Consider the following 17,359-nt stretch of genomic DNA (forward strand, 5'->3'; position numbering starts at 1 on the left):
CTCACCTCCGCCCGAACAGCTTCTCGATATCCGACAGCTTCAACTCGACATAGGTCGGCCGGCCGTGGTTGCACTGGCCGGAATTGGGCGTGATCTCCATTTCGCGCAAAAGCGCGTCCATCTCCTCCGGGCGCATGCGCCGGCCGGCGCGGACGGAGTTGTGGCAAGCCATCGTCGCCAGCACATGGTCGAGCCGGCGCTCCAGCGAGCCAGCCGTGCCGTGCTCGGCGAGCGCATCGGCGACATCGCGGACGAGGCGCTGGAGATTGCCGCCGGCGAGCTGGCTCGGCGCCTCCCGCACCAGCACCGCACCGGGGCCGAAGGATTCAAGCACGAGGCCGAGGCTTTCGAGTTCGCTGCCCGCCGCGATCAGACGGTCGGCATCGACCGGATCGAGCTCGACCACTTCGGGCAGGAGCAGCGGCTGGCGGGCGATGCCGTTGCGGGCGCGCTCGGCCTTGAGGCGCTCATAGACGAGGCGCTCATGGGCGGCGTGCTGGTCGACGATGACGACGCCTTCGCGGGTCTGGGCGACGATATAGGTTTCATGGACCTGGGCACGGGCGGCGCCGAGCGGCCGCTCGAGCGCGTCCGCCGAAGGCTCGGCGAGATGCGCGCGGGCATCGGCCGAAGGTGCTGCGAAATCGGAGAAGCCGGATTGCGGAGCGCTCATCGGCAGCGGGGCCGGCGCGTTCCAACTCTGCGCCTGCGGGAAGGAGGGGCGCGGGATCGCGTTGCCGCTGCCGCCCATCGACAAAACGGCGCGGAAGGCATCGAGCGTGCGGGCGCCGCCTGTGGTGGTGGCGCGGTGGCCGGCGGCGGCAAGCGCCGCCTTCAGGCCGGAGACGACGAGACCACGCACCAGAGCGGGATCGCGGAAGCGCACCTCGCTCTTGGCCGGATGGACGTTGACATCGACCGAGCGCGGATCGCAGCCGATATCGAGGAAGAGCACCGGGTGCCGGTCAGAGGGCACGACATCGGCATAGGCGCCGCGAACCGCAGAGAGCAGCAGCTTGTCGCGCACGGGCCGGCCGTTGACGGACAGATGCACGCCGGCCGAGGTGCCGCGATGGAAGGTCGGCAAGCCAGCGAAACCGGAAATGCGGAAGCCCTCGCGCTCGGCCTCGATGCGCAGCGCGTTCTCGGGAAAGTCGCGGCCCAGCGCGCGGCCGAGACGGCGCAGCAACCCCTCCTCCCCGATCGGTTCGGCCGGCCAGTCGAAGGCGCTGATATGCTCGCCTTCGAGCGAGAAGCGGATCTCGGGATGGGCGATGGCGAGGCGCCGGAGCATCTCGGAGACGGCTTGCGCCTCGGCGCGGTCGCTCTTCAGGAATTTCAGGCGGGCCGGGGTGAAGATGAAGAGGTCCGAGACCTCGATGCGCGTGCCGGGCGCGGCCGCGACGGGCCGGACGACGCCCTTCTCGCCGGCCTCGACGACCAGGCCTGAGCCCTGCGCGGCATCGCGCCGGCGCGTCGCGATCGAAAGCCGGGCGACCGAGCCGATCGAGGGCAAAGCCTCACCACGGAAGCCAAGCGTGTCGATGGCGAAGAGATCGCCGTCGGGGAGCTTCGAGGTGGCATGGCGGTCGACCGCGAGTTCGAGGTCCTCCGGCGTCATGCCGGCGCCGTCATCGACGACGCGGATCAGCTCGCGCCCGCCACCCTGGATGGTGACGGCGATCGACCGCGCGCCGGCATCGATCGCGTTCTCGACCAGCTCCTTCACGGCCGCAGCCGGCCGTTCGATCACTTCGCCGGCAGCGATGCGGTCGACCAGAACGGGATCAAGGCGGCGGACGGTCATGGCTTCTTCGTCGTTACGGTGCAGTGCGCTCAACCGTTGTCATTCCGGGGCTTCGCGTCAGCGAAGAACCCGGAACCCACGACTGGGTGAGCGATCCGGGCAGCGTGACAAGGGCTCGCCCAGTCGTGGGTTCCGGGTTCGGCTCTGCGAGCCGCCCCGGAATGACAACGGGCGCGCCTGCGACTCAGGCCCGCCCTTCGGCAAGATAGCGCTTGGCGAGGAGCTTCGCTTCTTCCACCGCCGGCTGGTCGAAGGGGTCCACGCCCATCGCGTAACCGGTCAGGATCGTCTCCAGCATGAAATGCATCAGCATCTCGCCATGGCTGGTCTCGTCGATGCGCTCGACATGGAAGCGGCGGACCGCGCAGCCATTCTTGGCGAAGGTGTCGATCATGGCGATGCCCTGGGCCGCGACGAGATCGCCGATGGTCTTGCCGGCGAAATCGGCCTGGCCGATCTTTTCCGCCAGCGCAGCGTCGATCTGCGGGCCCTTGCCCTTCACGCTGGTCGTGATGACCGTGAAGAACTTATCCTTGGGACCGGCGAGATAGAGCTGCTGCTGCGAATGCTGGTCGACGGGGCCGAGCGCGCCGACGGGCTGCGTGCCCTGCCCGTCCTTGCCGAGGCTCTCGGCCCAGAGCTGCATCCACCAGCGCGTGAGCAAAGCGAGCTTGTCGGCATAGGGCATCAGCACGGCGATGTTCTTGCCCGAGCGCATCGCGGCGAGATGCAGCGCGGCACCGACCGCGGCCGGCGTCTCGCGGACATCCTTGCCGGCGAAGAGCGGCGCCACCGCCCGGCCGGCGCCGAGCCGAAGCGCCTCGATATCGAGACCGAGCACGGCGGCGGGCAGCAGGCCGCAATTGGTCAGGACGGAATAGCGGCCGCCGACATCGGTGTGATGCTCGAGGAAGGGCGTGCCGAAGGGCTCGAGCAAAGCGCGCAAGGGGTGCAGCTTGCCGGATTTGGCCGGCTCGGACAGCCCCTCGAAATGTGTGCCTATCTGCTGATCCGAGAGATGCGCGCCGCGCAGCGCCTCGATCGCCGCGATCGATTGCAGCAGGGTTTCGCCGGTGCCGCCCGATTTCGAGATGGCGACGAATTTGGTCGTCTTGAGCGGCAGCTTGGCGAGCAAGGCCGCATAGGTCGCCGGGTCGAGATTGTCGATGAAATGGACGCGCACGCCGGAGGTGAATTGCGAGAGCCCGGCGATGCCGTAGCCGGTGAGCTGCGCCAGCGTCTGGCCGCCGAGGCTGGAACCGCCGGTGCCGAGCACCAGGACGTCAGTGGTTCCACCGGACTTCAAGCGTTCGGCTGCGGCCTTCACGGGGCCGAGATCGGCGGTGTCGCTCGGCAGCTTCAGCAGCGGTAGCGAGCCGTCCCTGGCCTGGCCCTGCAGCTTCGCCAGCGCGGGCTTGAGATCGGCCAGCGCCGTCTCGAAAGCCGCATCGGGGATGCCACCCTTGCCGACCTTGGATTCGAGCGCGAGATCGAAGCTTTGCTGAAGCATGAACCTATCCGTATCGATCAGAGAGACGACGCTATTTCAGACCAGCGCGACGGGCTTGCCAACCGCCTGCACGAGCAGCTCGGGGTTGCCGAACAAGCGCTTCGCGACGCGCCTGACGTCGTCGAGCGTGACCGCCGCGAAGAGGCCGTTGCGGCGGGCGAGGAAATCCGGCGTGTCGCCGCGCAGCGCCAAGGCCAGCAACTCGCCAGCGATTTTCGGCGAGGTGTCGAAGCGCAGCGGATAGGAGCCGATGATGTAGCGCTTGGCTTCCTCGACCTCGTGTTCGGTCGGGCCTTCCTCGGCGAGCTTCAGCATCTCCTCGCGGATCACCTGCATCGACTCGGCAGCGCGGTCGTTGCGGGTCGCGGTGCCGCCGACCAGCATGGCGCTCTCGCGCATCGGCATCAGGCTGGAGGAGACGCCATAGGCCAGGCCGCGTTTCTCGCGGACTTCCATGAACAGGCGCGAGGTGAAGGCGGAGCCGCCGAGGATATGGTTCAACACGCTCGCGGCGATGAAATCGGGATCGTCCCACATCAACCCCGGCCCGACGAAGCGCAGAACGGTCTGCGGGACGTCGAGATCGATGACATGGGTCTGGCCAAGCCCCTGGATCGGCAGCGGCTCGGACGGGCGCGGACGCGCCTCGCCCTTGGGCAATTCACCGAAGAGCGCATCGAGCCGCCCGGCCAGCTCGTCCGCGGTGATATCCCCGACGACGACGATCCTGAGGCCGGCGCGATCCAACAGCGTGGGCCGCAGCGCCTTCAGCGCCGGCGCTTCCAGCCTGGAGACGCTGTCGATATCGCCCTTCTCGGGGCGGCTATAGGCATGGCCCGGGAAAGCCGCGGCATAGAGCGCGTTGCGGCACATCACCTCGGGATTCTTCGCCTGGCGCTGCAAGCCGGCGATGACCTGCGCCCGGACACGAGCGACGGCGTCGGCATCGAAGCGTGGCTTGTTGAGGGCCAGTCCCAGCAGCTCGAAAGCCGTGTCGCGATGGGTCGAGAGCGTCTGGAGATAGCCGTGGAAATCGTCGCGGCGGGCCTCGAAGCCGAGGCTGATCGCGTGGTCGGCCATGCGGCCCTGGAAGGCCTCGGCGTCGAGATCGCCGGCGCCCTCGTCAAGCAGGCCGGAGATCAGATAGGCGCTGCCCGCGGCATTGTCGGGATCGAGGCTGGCGCCGCCGTCGAAGGCGAAATCGACCGCGATCAGCGGCAGGCTGTGCTCCTCGACCAGCCAGGCCTCGACGCCGCCGGGCGAGCGGACGGTCTGGACGGCGATGGCGGGGCCGGCCGTGTTGAGCTTGGGCGTCGGAATCGGGGCGTTCATGTCGCTTCCTGTCGGCGGAGCAGGGTCTCCGCCCGTTCGGTGAGACGGCAGTGTCAGGCGGGCAGCAGCAGGCCGGTGACGCTGCGATCAGGCTTGAGGTAACGGCGCGCGGCCTCGATCACGGCGTCGCGGCCGATAGCCTCGATCCGCTGCGGCCAGGCGAGCACGTCCTCGACGGTCTCGCCGACGGCCAGCGCCGAGCCGAAGATGCGGGCGAGCGAGGACTGGTTGTCGCGAGCGAAGATCGTCTCTGCCACCAGCCGGGTGCGGGCGCGGGCGAGTTCAAGCTCGCTCGGCCCGTCCGCCAGGAAGGCGGCGAGCGCCGCATCGAGCCCGGCCTCCATCGCCGCCATCTCGACGCCGGGGCGCGGGCTGGCGGAAATCTGGAAGGCGGCGCGATCGACCATCGAGCTCATGAAATAGGCGCTCGCACCGGCGGCCAACTCGTCCTCGACGCAGAGCTTGCGATAGAGCCGCGAGGTCGTGCCGCCGCCGAGGATCTCGGCGACGAGTTCGAGCGCCAGAACCTCGTCACGCGCACCGGCGGTATAGGTCGGGGTCAGCCAGCCGCGGCGCAGCGAGGGCTGCTGCACGCGCGGATCGTTGAGCTGGACGCGGCGCGAGGCGCGCGGCTCCGGCTCGATCGGGCGCGAACGGACGGGCGCCGCGCCGCGGGCCGCGATCTTGCCATAGGTCTCCTCGGCGAGGCGGCGCACTTCGGCGGCGTCGGTATCGCCGGCGACGACGAGGATCGCGTTCTCGGGCGTGTAGAAGCGCTGGTAATAGGCGAAGGCGTCGTCGCGGCTCAGGCGCTCGATCTCGTGCTCCCAGCCGATGATCGGCGTGCCATAGGGATGGTGGAAGAACAGCGTCGCCGAGAATTCCTCGCCGAGCTGGGCGGAGGGGTCGGAATCGACGCGCATGCGCCGCTCCTCCAGCACCACGTCGCGCTCGGGAGCCACCACGCCCTCGTCGAAGGAAAGGCCGGTCATCCGGTCGGCCTCGTAATCCATCATCGCGCGCAGATGCTCTTTCGGCACGCGCTGGAAATAGGCGGTGTAGTCGAAGGAGGTGAAGGCGTTCTCCTGGCCGCCATAGCTCGCGACGATCTTGGAGAACTCGCCGGCGGGCCACGCTTTCGTGCCCTTGAACATCAGGTGCTCGAGGAAATGCGCGATGCCGGATTTGCCCGCCGGATCATCGGCCGAGCCGTTGCGATACCAGACCATGTGGGTGACGACCGGGGCGCGCCGGTCCTTCACCACCACGACATCGAGGCCATTGGCCAACCGGAAGGATTCGACCGGCTCCGCCTGGTCGCTCCGGCGCGCATGGATGTTCACCTGATGCCGTCTCCTTGATCGAAAAAAGGGCGGGCGCGACGCGCCCGCCCTTCTGGACAACTTGGTCAGGCAACCCTGCTTCGGCAAGGGGCAATCGGACCGGCGTTCACGCCCGTGCGATCACGCCCGGCCGAAGGCCGGCCTGCTCACTGCATGACGGGGCCGCGGCCGGTCGAAAATTCGCGCGCGCCGACAGCCTGCTTGTCTTCGACCGGACCGCGCTCGCCCGGGCCGAGCGCTGCCGCGGCGGACGGACGACGATAGCCGACCGGCGGCTCGGTGAGGGTGCGGCGCGGCGGCTCGGAGCCGTAAGTGGCGGCGTTCTGATCGATCTGGGCCTGGCGCGCGGCCATTTCGCGGCCGATGCGGATCGGCTTGATCGAGTTCTCGTACGGGCTGTCGTCCTGCGTGAACTGCGGACCGACAGGCTGGGGCGCCGAGGTCCGGCCGCGGCGAATCTCCTGCGGCGACATGACCTGCCTGTTCTGCAAGCCGAGCGCCGGGATGTAGATCGGCGTGCTGGCCTCGTCCTTGCGGCGCTGCACGTCCGGGTCGTTCGGCCAGGCGGCGTTGCGCTCGCTGGCCGCCTGCTGCGGACGCGGTAGGGTCGAGTTCGGCGGCACGACCAGCGGGGCGCGGGCGCGATAGTCGATATCGGCATCGGCTCCCTTGCCCAAGACACCTTCCATCAGGTTCTTGAACAGCATGCCGTCCTGGGCGAAGGCCGGCGAAGCGGCGAGCACAAGCCCGCCGGCGATGAGCAGATGAGCCGCGCGCATGCGTTTGGCCATGTCAAATCTCCCTTCGGACAATCTCGCCTCGTCTCAAAACCCAGACGAACGGCAAAACAATGGCGAAACCGTCGTTAAGCTGTCTTTTCCACGCTCGGGCGGAAGGACTCATATAGCAGACCGAGCACTCCGACAACGATCGCGACGTCGGCGATGTTGAAGATATACCAGCTGAAGCTGCCCCAGTGGAAATGCACGAAGTCGACGACCGCGCCATAGACGGCACGATCGACGCCGTTTCCGAGCGCCCCGCCGATGATCAGCGCCAGGCTGAACACGCTGAAGCCACGCGGCTCGCGCCACATCCAGCGCCAGAGCCAGATGGCCGCGACGAAGGAGATGACGACGAGGAACCAGCGACCGAGATCGGTGCCCTGCTGGAACAGGCCGTAGGAGATGCCGCGGTTCCAGGCCAGCACGATCGTCAGGAAGGACGTGAGATCGTACGGCCCGTTCTCGGCCAGCCCGACGCTGTAGAGCAGCCACCATTTCAGGAGCTGATCGGCGACGAAGACGATCAGCACGGTGAGCAGGCCGAGGCGGCGGGTGGGCGTCATCAGGCGCGCACTCCCAGCTCCTTGAGCGCCTTGGCATCGCGCGGCGTCACCTGGGGATAAGCCTTGTCGGCCGTCGCCGGATCGAAATACTTCCAGGACCGGGCGCATTTGATGCCGGCGGCACGATGCGGCACGACCGCGACACCCGGTACATCGGCAAGACGGAAGGCCTCGGCCGGCCCCTCGCCGCTCTCGACGCGGATGCCGGAGGTGATGCTGATCTCGGCGAGGTCGGCCCCGGAGAGCGCGGCATAGAGGTCGCTGTCCGAGACGAAGACCTGCGGCGCCGCCTCCAGCGAGGAACCGAGGCGCTTGGCCGCGCGCTCAAGCTCCAGCGCGCCGGTGACGACGCGGCGCACGCGGCGGATCTTGCTCCAGCGCTCGGCCAGCTCCGGGTCGAGCCAGTCGGCCTTGGCCGCGACGAAGCGCTCGAGATGGACCGAGCCCTCGGCCGCCTTCTGGTCGGGATAGCGATCGAGCCAGGCTTCCTCGGCGGTGAAGACGAGGATCGGGGCGAGCCAGGTCGTCAGGCAGCGGAAGAGATGATCGACGACGGTGAGCGCGCTCTTGCGGACATGGCTGGAGAGCGGGTCGCAGTAGAGCGCGTCCTTGCGCACGTCGAAATAGAAGGCCGAAAGCTCCGTGTTCATGAACTGCGAGAGCAGGAACACGACCTTCTTGTAGTCGTAGGTGCGATAGGCTTCCTCGACCTGCGGGCCAAGCTCGGCCAGCCGGTGCAGCATCAACCGCTCCAGCTCCGGCATGGTCTGCGGATCGGCGACGCGGACATCCTCGCTGAAATGGGCGAGCGTACCGAGCATCCAGCGCATGGTGTTGCGCAGCTTGCGATAGGTCTCGACGAAGGTCTTGAGGATTTCCTTGCCGATACGCAGGTCGTCGGAATAGTCGGCAGCCGCGACCCAGAGGCGCAGGATGTCGGCGCCCGAGTCCTTGATGATGTCCTGCGGGGCGGTGACGTTGCCCTTCGACTTCGACATCTTCTCGCCCTTCTCGTCCAGGCAGAAGCCATGGGTGAGGACGATGTCGTAGGGCGCCCGGCCGCGCGTGCCGCAGCTCTCCAGCAGGCTCGAATGGAACCAGCCGCGATGCTGGTCCGAGCCTTCGAGATACATCACGCGGTCCTTGCCGCCATCGCCGCGACGGCGGGCGCGCAGGTCGGCGCGCTTCTCGAGCGTGAAGGCGTGGGTCGAGCCGGAATCGAACCAGACGTCGAGCACGTCGGTGACGCGCTCGTACTTCGCCGGGTCATAGCCGAAGGGCTTGAGGAAGCGCGCGCCGTCGGTATCGGTGAACCAGGCATCCGCGCCCTCGGCCTCGAAGGCGTCGGCGATCGCTGCGTTGACCCTGGCATCGACGAGGATGTCCTTGGTCTCCTTCTCGACGAAGACCGTGATCGGCACGCCCCAGGCGCGCTGACGCGAGACGACCCAGTCCGGACGGTTGGCGATCATGCCGTTGATGCGGTTCTCACCGGCGGCGGGAACCCATTCCGTCTCCTTGATCGCCTTCAGCGCGCGGTTGCGCAGCGTGTCGGTGTTGCCGCCCGCGACCGGCTGCGGATCGGCAGCGTCCGGCGCGCCGGCCTCGCCGATCGGCTTGTCCATGGCGATGAACCATTGCGGCGTGTTGCGGAAGATCACCGGCTTCTTCGAGCGCCAGCTATGCGGATACTGATGCTTCAGGCGGCCGCGCGCGATGATGTTGCCGGCCTCGACCAGCGCCTTGATGACGACGTCGTTGGCATTGCCCTTGTCGCCCTTGTCGGTGATGACCTGCGCGCCCTCGAAGCCCGGCGCTTCCTTGGTGAAGCGGCCATCGGCATCGACGGTGTAGGGGATGCGGGTGTCGATGCCGCGCTCGGTGAGCTGGCGGCCATTGGCCATCCAGACGTCGAAGTCCTCGCGACCATGGCTCGGCGCGGTGTGGACGAAGCCCGTGCCGGCATCGTCGGTGACATGGTCGCCGTCGAGCAGCGGGACGACGAAGTCATAGCCACGCCCGTGCAGGGGATGGGCGGCGGTCAGGCTTTCGAGAACGCCGGGCGGAACCCGGCCGAGCGACTCGAATCCCTCGACCTTGGCGGCCTTGAACACGCCTCCCGCGAGGTTCCGGGCCAGGATATACTTCGCGCCGCGCTTGGCCCAGTTGCCTTCCGCCGCAGCGGTAACGCGATAGACCTCATAATCGAGCTTGTGATTGAACGAGATCGCGCGGTTGCCAGGAATCGTCCAGGGCGTGGTGGTCCAGATGACGACGGAGGCTCCGGAGAGGGCTGCCTCCAAAGCCGCGTTTGCGGCTTTGCTCTCGCTAAGCCCGTCGAAAGACCGAACCGGAAACGCCACGAACACCGTGTCGCTCGTATGCTCCTCGTACTCGACCTCGGCCTCGGCGAGCGCGGTCTTCTCGACCACCGACCACATCACCGGCTTGGAGCCGCGATAGAGCTGGCCGGTCTCGGCGAATTTCATGATCTCGCGGGCGATCTGCGCCTCTGCGGGATAGGCCATGGTCAGGTAGGGATTGGCCCAGTCGCCCTCGACGCCGAGGCGCTTGAACTCCTCGCGCTGGACATCGACCCAGTGCTCGGCGAAGGCGCGGCATTCCTTGCGGAACTCGACGACCGGAACGTCGTCCTTGTTCAGACCCTTGGCGCGGTACTGCTCCTCGATCTTCCACTCGATCGGCAGGCCATGGCAGTCCCAACCCGGCACATAGTTGGAATCGTAGCCCAGCATCTGCTGCGAGCGCGTTACGAGGTCCTTGAGGACCTTGTTGAGCGCGTGGCCGATATGGATATTGCCATTGGCATAGGGAGGGCCGTCATGCAGGACGAAACGGTCCCGCCCCTGCCCCGCTTCGCGCAGCTTGCGGTAAAGGTCCATCTTGGCCCAGCGGGCCAGCAATTCCGGCTCGCGCTGCGGCAGGCCGGCGCGCATCGGGAACTCGGTCTGGGGCAGGAAGAGCGTCTGGGAATAATCGACGCCGTCGGCAGCGGTCTCGGCGGCTTTGGCGGTGTTGGTCTTGTCGGTCATCATCCGGCTCGGACAGTCGGGACGGCGGGCCGGTCAGGGGCCTCGGGCGTCCACTCTTGAAACGGGAAAAGCGGTCTTCAACCCGGACTGCGCAAGCCCCCGTGCTCTTCAGCGCGAGGCGGCAGCCGGGCCCGTAATTCGCCGGGAAAGATCGATCAGCATGGCGCGTTCTGCGGGCATGAGGGGCTTCTAGCAGGCGCGGCTTACGGAAGGAAGGGCGGCGTTCCCGCCAGAATGTCGCGTGCGCGGGCGCTGTCGGCGTCCATCTGGACGATCAGCGCCTCCAGCGAATCGAACTTCTCCTCGCCGCGCAGCCAGTCGACGAAGGCGACATCGACCCGCTGGCCGTAGAGATCGCCGGAGAAATCGAAGACGAAGGTTTCAAGCCGCGGCGCGCCGTCGTCGAAGGTCGGGCGACGGCCGAAGCTGGCGACGCCGTCATGCCAGATGCCGTCGATCTTCATCCGCACCGCATAGATGCCGTGGCGCAGCTTGCAGTCGCGAGCGAGCTGCATGTTGGCCGTGGGGTAGCCGAGCTCGCGCCCGCGCTTGTCGCCATGGGCGATGAGCCCGCGCACCAGCCAGGGCCGGCCGAGGAACTGCGCAGCGCGCGCGACATTGCCGGCTTCCAGCGCCGTGCGGATCAGCGTCGAGGAGACGGGCTCGCCCTTCCAGCTGAAAGGCGGCACGACCGAAACGGGAATGCCCGCCGCGAGGCCATGGGCCTGCAGCATCTCGGGCGAGCCGGTGCGGCCCTTGCCGAAATGGAAATCGTAGCCGCAGACGAGGCCGGCGGCACCGAGCCGGCCGATCAGCAGATCGTCGACGAAGCTTTCGGCGGGGATCGCGGCGATCTCGCGATCGAAGGGCAGGACGAAGACCTGCGGGAGGCCGGCTTCGGCCAGCAGTTCCAGCTTGAGCTGCGGCGCGGTCAGGCGGAAGACCGGCTCCTCGGGCCGAAAGACGCTGCGCGGATGCGGCTCGAAGGTGAAGGCGGCCGGGCGGCTGCCAAGCTCGCTCGCGAGAGAAGCGGCGCGATGCGCCAGCTCGGCATGGCCGCGATGGACGCCATCGAAATTGCCAAGCGCCAGGACGGCGCCGCGCAATGCATCCGGAAGGGACTTGTCGAGGTCGAGGACCACGGCCGTCGGCTCGGGGCGGTCAGGCGCATCGGCTTGGGATGGCATCAATCGGAAACGTCCACCTGCCCTCACGAACAGGGCGATGATCGTCTTTGCGGCGAAGGCCGGCGGGGCGTCAAGGCCGCAAGCCGGCCGAAAGCGTCAGCCGCGCGGCTTCGGCGGCATGGCGACCCAGGCCTCGCCCTCCATCACCGCCTTGCCGTCCACGAGGCATTCGCAGAAGAAGCGGGCCCGGCGGCGCTCGGCCACCAGCTCGACGACCTCGACGCGGGCGGTGACGACATCGCCGATCTTGACCGGGGCGAGGAAGGTCAGCGTCTGCGAGAGATAGACCGCGCCCGGCCCCGGCAGGCGCGTGCCGAGCAGCGCGGAGACCAGGCTCGCGGTCAGCATGCCATGGGCGATGCGCTGGCCGAACTTGGTGTTGGCCGCGAACTGGTCGCAGAGATGGATCGGATTGGCATCGCCCGAGAGTTCCGCGAAAAGCGCGACATCCCGCTCCATCACGGTCCGCATCAGGCTTTCGCTCCGGCCGATGGCCAGATCCTCGAAGGCGTGGACGGTGTAGAGCCCGCCAGATATCGGCTGAACTGTCATGGATCCCGCGCGGCCCGTGGGCCTGTGCCCTCCTGTCTGCGATCGGGTTAAGCATCTCGCAACCGCAACATCCGCGCAATTGGACTTTGGTGCGGCGCACCTTCCTCCCCTTGCGTCAGTTCGCAATCGGATTAACCGGTTCGCAAGGCGGGCCGGCTATCTACTCAGGCGAGCGGCACGGCGCTGGTATGTTCCAGCACCGCGACCGTCATGCCTGGAGCACCAGAATGGCTCTCGACCCGTCCATGCCGATCCTCGTCGTCGACGACTACCAGACGATGGTCCGCATCATCCGCAACCTGCTGAAGCAGCTCGGCTTCGAGAATGTCGACGATGCCTCGGACGGCTCGGCCGCGATCTCGAAGATGCGCGACAAGAAATACGGCCTGGTGATCTCCGACTGGAACATGGAGCCGATGAGCGGTTTCGAGCTGCTCCAGAAGGTCCGCGAGGAGACGGCGCTGGCGGAAACGCCGTTCATCATCGTTACCGCCGAGTCGAAGACCGAGAACGTCGTCGCCGCCAAGAAGGCCGGCGTGAGCAACTATATCGTCAAGCCGTTCAACGCGCAGACGCTGAAGACGAAGATCGAATCGGTCTGCGCCGCGGCCTGACTTCCGGCGGAAAGCTTCCCCCCGAAATTCCGCAGCCCTCATCCTGAGGAGCAGCCGCAGGCTGCGTCTCGATGGATGCTCCAGATGGCTCGGGCGCTTCCTGAAACATCCTTCGAGACGCCATTCCCAAGGAATGGCTCCTCAGGATGAGGGCTCAGGATACGTCAAACGACCTTCTATCGCCGGCTCACCACACGAGATGCGGCATGGCATAGGCCGGGCGGTGCGTCTGCCGGCCGAACCAGCCATGACGCTCGTCCCATGACGCTTCCATCAGGTCCTGGGCGTGGATGCCGGCCAGCACCATGATGCCGGCCACGCCGAAGGCGTCGGCGCCGGCGATATCGGTGCGGATCGCATCGCCGATCGCGCAGATCCTGTCGCGGGCGATGGAAGCGCCGCGCGCCTTCTCGGCCGCCGCCACCGCCGCCTCGTAGATCGGCCGGTGCGGCTTGCCGGCATAGATCGTCGGCCCGCCGATCTCCTCATAGGCCAGCGCGACGGAACCGGCGCAGGGAATGATGCGCCCGCCGCGCTCGACGACGAGGTCGGGATTGGCGCAGATCAACGGCAGCCCGCGCGCGGCGAAGCCGGCGAGCAGATCGGCATAGGTCGCCGCCGTGTCCTTCTCGTCGTCGAACAGGCCGGTGCAGAGCACATAAGCCGCCTCTTCAGGGGAGGTCTCGCGCACGTCGAGCCCGGCGATGAGCGGCAGGTCACGATCGGGGCCGAGGCGGAACATCGGCTGGCCGGCCCGCTCGCGGATCAGCGAGCGACAGACATCGCCGGAGGTGACGATCGCGTCCCAGGTCTCGCGCGGCACGGCGAAGCCGTCGAGCTGGCCGACGATGACATCGGCCGGGCGCGGCGCATTGGTGACGAGGACGACGCTGATGCCGTGCTCGCGCATCCGCATCAGCGCGGCGACGGCATCGCGATAGGCGGCGACGCCGTTATGAACCACGCCCCAGACATCGCACAGGCAGAGATCGAAGCGATCCGCGACCTCGGAGAAGCCCGAAAGCGGAAGGGTGGAAGCGATCCCCGATGGCGACACTGTCTCGATCTCCGGCGGCTGGATGAGAGGGGCGAACGTCGCCCCGCAGCTAAACCTGATCTAGACGGGATTCGCCGGAAGCGGAACCGGAGAGCGCGACAGGCAGCCGCGCGTCAGGCGCTGGCGCGGCGCAGCACGGCCCGGAAAGGCAGCCGCTCGGGCCGTGTTTCCTGCGGAGCGGTGGCAGGGGACGGCAGCGGAGCCGGCGAAGCCTTGTTCCGGCCGAGCAGGCGTTCGGCGATGCTCTGCGGCGCAGGCGGGGCCTCGACCTGAACAGGGGCCGGAGCAACCGGAGCAGGTGCAGGTGCTGCCACCGGCGCAGCTTCCGGCTCGGCGAAGACCTCGGGCTTGACCGGGCGCGGCGGCGAGAAGGCCAGCCCCTGCCCCATCGTGGCGCCGAGTTCGATCATGTCGGCGGCGGCGGGATTGTCCTCGACCTGATCGGCGACGAGCGTGACCGAGACGCGGGCCAGCAGCGTCGCGAGATCGCCGGCCGCGATGTCGCTCTGGATCCGGCCGTCGAGATGCGCCTGGAGCAGCGTGGCAGGGGCCTTCACATAGCGGATGCCGCGATCGAACAAGGCGCTCGGATCGAGGCGCAGATCGACGAGCTGGTCGAGCGCGAAGCGCACGCCATTCGCAGACATCGCGCCGAGCAGCCCGAGGCTGGTCGGATCGAGCTCGCGGAACACCGCCTGCGGCATCTCGACGACGAGATGAGCGGTATGGTCGCGATATTTGTCGAGGATGCGGGTCAAGGTCGCCAGCGCCCGCGACGAGCTCCAGGTCGCACGGCTGAAATTGCAGGAGACGAAGATGCCGCCATCCTTCGAGCCGAGATGGCGCGCGATAGCCAGGGCCCGCGTCAGCACGAGCGCGTCCAGCGTCGGCCCGAAGCCGCGCGTCTCGACGGTCTCGATGAATTCATGCGGCAGAAGCAGCGTGTTCTCGTCCAGCCGCAGGCGCGCCAGCGCCTCGTAGCCGCAGGTCCGGCGCTGCGGCAGCGAGACGATCGGCTGCAAATGGACTTCGAGCCTGCCTTCGCTGAGGGCCTTGCCGATCAGCGCCGCGCGTTCGGCCTCGGCCTCCTCGCGTGCAGCAGCTGCGGCGGCGGCGCGCTCGGCGGCCAGCTTCTCGGCCCTTTCCCGGCGGATCGCCTCCGGATCGAGCACCACCTCGGGTGCCGGCGCCGGCACCGGCGCGGCGGCGGGCTCCGGCAGGCGCGCGAGCACCGTCTCGTGGTCGGCGAGCGTCGTCGCGACCTGATGGATCAGGTCGCCGAGCAGCCCGACCTCGGCCGTCAATTCATGGATCGCTGCGCGCGCCGGTGCCGCATCGGTATCGCGCATCGGCATCTGCTCGACGCGCTGCGACAGGGCGTCGAGGCGAATGGCATTGGTCGCGAGCCGGACCTTGACCTCTCCGATCCCCGCCATGGCCTGCTCGTGCCGGGCCAGACCACGCCGCTCGAAGGCCCGCATCGCCAGCATAACCCCGGCTCCGGAGGCCAGAATACCCAACCCCGTGCCGAGCCCGCCCGGAAGCAGGATCGCAACCGCTGCGCCAGCCGACAGGCCAGTCACGGCGCCAGCGAGAGGATGCAGGGATTTCAGGCGGGCAGGTGCCACGGCAGCGTTCGCGCGACGTCGAGGAATCGGAATGGGAAGCGAATCACGGTCTACAACCGCAGATTAACCTTGCCGGCGCGGTTATGCGAGCGCGTGCCCCAGTTCCGCCACATCCGGCCCGCGCCGGACGAGCTTACGGCTTGTCCAGCCCCAGCGCCGTCAGCAGTCTGTCGACCACCGGCCGGGAGAATCCGCGCCGTTCGAGGAAGGTGCGCGGGTCCTGCCCGAAATGCGGGGATTTCTCGACGAGCTGGGCCAGTACCTTGGCCTGCTTCTCCGGGTCCTTGTCGGCGGCGGCCTTGAGCGCCTGACCGAGCAGGCTGAACTGACTCGTATCCGCGGCCAGCATCCCGGCATGGGTTTCCGATACCTTCCCGGCTCCGACGAGATAGGCGCCGAGGAAGGCATAGAAATCATAGCGCGGCGGGCGGGCGACGCTGAGCGCTGTCGCGCGCTCCAGCAAAGGCAGCCCTTCGAGCGGGCGATCGAGCCGGATGAAAACCGAGCCGACATCCGCCAGAATCTCGGGATCATAGGGATTGCGGGCCTGCGCCTCGCGGCCCATCTGGACCGCTTCCTCGGTGGCGCCGCGCAGCAGCAGCACCCGCATCATCGCCTGATAGGCCCGCGCGCCCGACGGCGCGAGCCGGATCGCCGTCACGGCGGCGGCGAGCGCGCGGTCGAGCGGGGGCCGCGTGCCGACCGCATCATCCGGCTGGGCCGCCGTCAGGGAGGCCGAAGACGCGTCGTACTCGTTCATTGTCATGATCGCGAGACTGGCCCAGCCCGGATAAAAGCCAGGATCCTGCTCGACCAGCTTGGCCAGGCAGCTCCGGGAGGCCTGACGCATCTCGGGCAGCATCGCGCGCCGGGCATCGAAAGCCTTCAGGATGCAGCGGATGGCGGGAGATGGCAGGAACTGGCGCGCATCGGCGAGAATGATGCCGAAAGGCTCGGTCAGGCGCGTCGCCAGCCGCCGGGCCATCTCGGCAAGCTCGCTTTCCTGCAGCGCCGTGAGCGACGGGCGGCTCGACGATGTCGTCCAGACGATGCGACCGTCCCTGACCGAGCGCAGACGGCCGAACCCCTCGGCCCCGCCTTCGACGGCCTGAACATCGATTTCGAAGACATAGTCGACCTCGTCCGCCAGAGCGGAGCCGGGCAACGGCGCCTTGATCGTCACGAGGTCGTCGAAACGCACCATCGCGTCGACCAGCAGGGCCGAGAAGCGGCGCAGGATATCGGCCAGCCGGGGATCGGAGGGGGGATCGGGAATCGTGATCGCGACGCGCACGAGCTGAGGCATCGCAGCGACGTCCCGCCGCGATGCGGCGGCCTGCTCGACGGCGGCCGGCTTCGCCGCCTCGGTCATGACCGGGTCGCGGGGCGGCGCCAGATACCACCAGCCGAGCGCGAGCAGGCCGACTGCCAGGGCCGTGACGGTCAACCCGGCCCAACGCAACGCGGTCCGCCGATCCGGCTCGAGCGCCTCGTCCGAGGCATCTGGCACGGCCCGGTTCCCCTCCCCGCCGAACCAGGTGAAGACCGGAACATAGCCGCCGACCGGCATCGATATCTGCACGGGGTCGTCGCGGCCATCACCGGCGTAATACTGCGCCAGCGCCCGCCGCAGCCGCCCGGCCTCCACCCTGACGATCGGATCGAGCTGCGGGTTGAAATCAGCCGGCCGGCCGAGGCCCTCCACCGCAATCGTATAGCCCTTGAGCTCGGCCGCACGCCCTTCGACGGTGCGCTCGACGACGAAGCTCAGGAAGGCCGAAAGCTGGGGCGCGGCGCGGAAGGCATCCGAGACGAGGACGCGGTCGAGGCCCGCGCGAATGATCGCCGCGGCTCGTACGTCCAGCCGTCCAGGATCATCAGCGCCTTCCGCCATCGGGGTCCGTTCTGTTCTACGCCCCTCAAGCGGG

At 68.0% G+C, this 17,359-nt stretch carries 13 protein-coding genes; 1 reads left to right on the forward strand and 12 read right to left on the reverse strand.

Features of this window, described 5'->3' with window-relative positions; translation table 11 throughout:
- Position 1: 1 nt before the first annotated feature.
- From mutL to WFK61_RS01740, 9 genes are all read right to left on the reverse strand, one after another.
- Positions 2-1,807, reverse strand: coding sequence for a DNA mismatch repair endonuclease MutL (gene mutL / locus WFK61_RS01700; RefSeq protein WP_336809800.1), 1,806 nt, complete (start codon positions 1,805-1,807; stop codon positions 2-4).
- 184 nt (positions 1,808-1,991) lie between these two features.
- On the reverse strand, positions 1,992-3,317 hold the full coding sequence (locus WFK61_RS01705) for a glucose-6-phosphate isomerase (protein ID WP_336809801.1): 1,326 nt from the start codon (positions 3,315-3,317) through the stop codon (positions 1,992-1,994).
- Positions 3,318-3,353: 36 nt separating this feature from the next.
- On the reverse strand, positions 3,354-4,649 hold the full coding sequence (locus tag WFK61_RS01710; RefSeq protein WP_336809802.1) for a M16 family metallopeptidase: 1,296 nt from the start codon (positions 4,647-4,649) through the stop codon (positions 3,354-3,356).
- 53 nt (positions 4,650-4,702) lie between these two features.
- Positions 4,703-5,992, reverse strand: a complete 1,290-nt coding sequence (locus tag WFK61_RS01715; protein WP_336809803.1) for a M16 family metallopeptidase — start codon at positions 5,990-5,992, stop codon at positions 4,703-4,705.
- 146 nt (positions 5,993-6,138) lie between these two features.
- The gene (locus tag WFK61_RS01720) at positions 6,139-6,783 is read right to left on the reverse strand and encodes a hypothetical protein (protein WP_336809804.1); all 645 of its coding nucleotides are present in this window, start codon (positions 6,781-6,783) and stop codon (positions 6,139-6,141) included.
- 74 nt (positions 6,784-6,857) lie between these two features.
- On the reverse strand, positions 6,858-7,340 hold the full coding sequence (gene lspA, locus WFK61_RS01725) for a signal peptidase II (RefSeq protein WP_336809805.1): 483 nt from the start codon (positions 7,338-7,340) through the stop codon (positions 6,858-6,860).
- Positions 7,340-10,393 carry an isoleucine--tRNA ligase gene (ileS, locus tag WFK61_RS01730; protein WP_336809806.1) on the reverse strand — a complete coding sequence of 1,018 codons (3,054 nt, stop codon included), beginning with the start codon at positions 10,391-10,393 and terminating at the stop codon, positions 7,340-7,342. Before ileS ends, lspA begins: the two co-directional genes overlap by 1 nt.
- A 203-nt stretch (positions 10,394-10,596) precedes the next feature.
- A complete protein-coding gene (locus WFK61_RS01735) occupies positions 10,597-11,580 on the reverse strand; it encodes a bifunctional riboflavin kinase/FAD synthetase (RefSeq protein ID WP_336810092.1) in 984 nt (327 codons plus the stop codon).
- Between the two features lie 96 nt (positions 11,581-11,676).
- Positions 11,677-12,132 (reverse strand): MaoC family dehydratase, encoded by a 456-nt coding sequence (locus tag WFK61_RS01740; protein ID WP_336809807.1) that lies wholly within the window; start codon positions 12,130-12,132, stop codon positions 11,677-11,679.
- A 227-nt stretch (positions 12,133-12,359) separates the two neighbouring features.
- Between WFK61_RS01740 and WFK61_RS01745 the strand changes: the two genes are divergently transcribed.
- Complete coding sequence (locus WFK61_RS01745) at positions 12,360-12,746, forward strand: response regulator (RefSeq protein ID WP_199090620.1); 387 nt, start codon at positions 12,360-12,362, stop codon at positions 12,744-12,746.
- Positions 12,747-12,933: 187 nt separating this feature from the next.
- Here WFK61_RS01745 and WFK61_RS01750 read toward each other — a convergent pair whose 3' ends face one another.
- The 3 genes from WFK61_RS01750 to WFK61_RS01760 form a co-directional block, all read right to left on the reverse strand.
- Positions 12,934-13,803, reverse strand: a complete 870-nt coding sequence (locus WFK61_RS01750) for a TIGR01459 family HAD-type hydrolase (protein WP_336809808.1) — start codon at positions 13,801-13,803, stop codon at positions 12,934-12,936.
- Between the two features lie 113 nt (positions 13,804-13,916).
- Positions 13,917-15,431, reverse strand: a complete 1,515-nt coding sequence (locus WFK61_RS01755; protein ID WP_336809809.1) for an EAL domain-containing protein — start codon at positions 15,429-15,431, stop codon at positions 13,917-13,919.
- A 133-nt stretch (positions 15,432-15,564) separates the two neighbouring features.
- Positions 15,565-17,325 carry a tetratricopeptide repeat protein gene (locus WFK61_RS01760; RefSeq protein ID WP_336809810.1) on the reverse strand — a complete coding sequence of 587 codons (1,761 nt, stop codon included), beginning with the start codon at positions 17,323-17,325 and terminating at the stop codon, positions 15,565-15,567.
- Between the last annotated feature and the right edge of the window lie 34 nt (positions 17,326-17,359).

Source organism: Allobosea sp. MMO-172, from assembly GCF_037147855.1.
GTDB lineage: Bacteria > Pseudomonadota > Alphaproteobacteria > Rhizobiales > Beijerinckiaceae > Allobosea.

What these genes read in the sequence shown, in the direction of transcription:
- ileS (WP_336809806.1), bottom strand. Translation starts at nt 10,393, where the DNA reads ATGACCGACAAGACCAACACCGCCAAAGCCGCCGAGACCGCTGCCGAC.
- WFK61_RS01740 (WP_336809807.1), bottom strand. Translation starts at nt 12,132, where the DNA reads ATGACAGTTCAGCCGATATCTGGCGGGCTCTACACCGTCCACGCCTTC.
- WFK61_RS01760 (WP_336809810.1), bottom strand. Translation starts at nt 17,325, where the DNA reads ATGGCGGAAGGCGCTGATGATCCTGGACGGCTGGACGTACGAGCCGCG.
- lspA (WP_336809805.1), bottom strand. Translation starts at nt 7,340, where the DNA reads ATGACGCCCACCCGCCGCCTCGGCCTGCTCACCGTGCTGATCGTCTTC.
- WFK61_RS01710 (WP_336809802.1), bottom strand. Translation starts at nt 4,649, where the DNA reads ATGAACGCCCCGATTCCGACGCCCAAGCTCAACACGGCCGGCCCCGCC.
- WFK61_RS01720 (WP_336809804.1), bottom strand. Translation starts at nt 6,783, where the DNA reads ATGGCCAAACGCATGCGCGCGGCTCATCTGCTCATCGCCGGCGGGCTT.
- mutL (WP_336809800.1), bottom strand. Translation starts at nt 1,807, where the DNA reads ATGACCGTCCGCCGCCTTGATCCCGTTCTGGTCGACCGCATCGCTGCC.
- WFK61_RS01705 (WP_336809801.1), bottom strand. Translation starts at nt 3,317, where the DNA reads ATGCTTCAGCAAAGCTTCGATCTCGCGCTCGAATCCAAGGTCGGCAAG.
- WFK61_RS01745 (WP_199090620.1), top strand. Translation starts at nt 12,360, where the DNA reads ATGGCTCTCGACCCGTCCATGCCGATCCTCGTCGTCGACGACTACCAG.
- WFK61_RS01735 (WP_336810092.1), bottom strand. Translation starts at nt 11,580, where the DNA reads ATGCCATCCCAAGCCGATGCGCCTGACCGCCCCGAGCCGACGGCCGTG.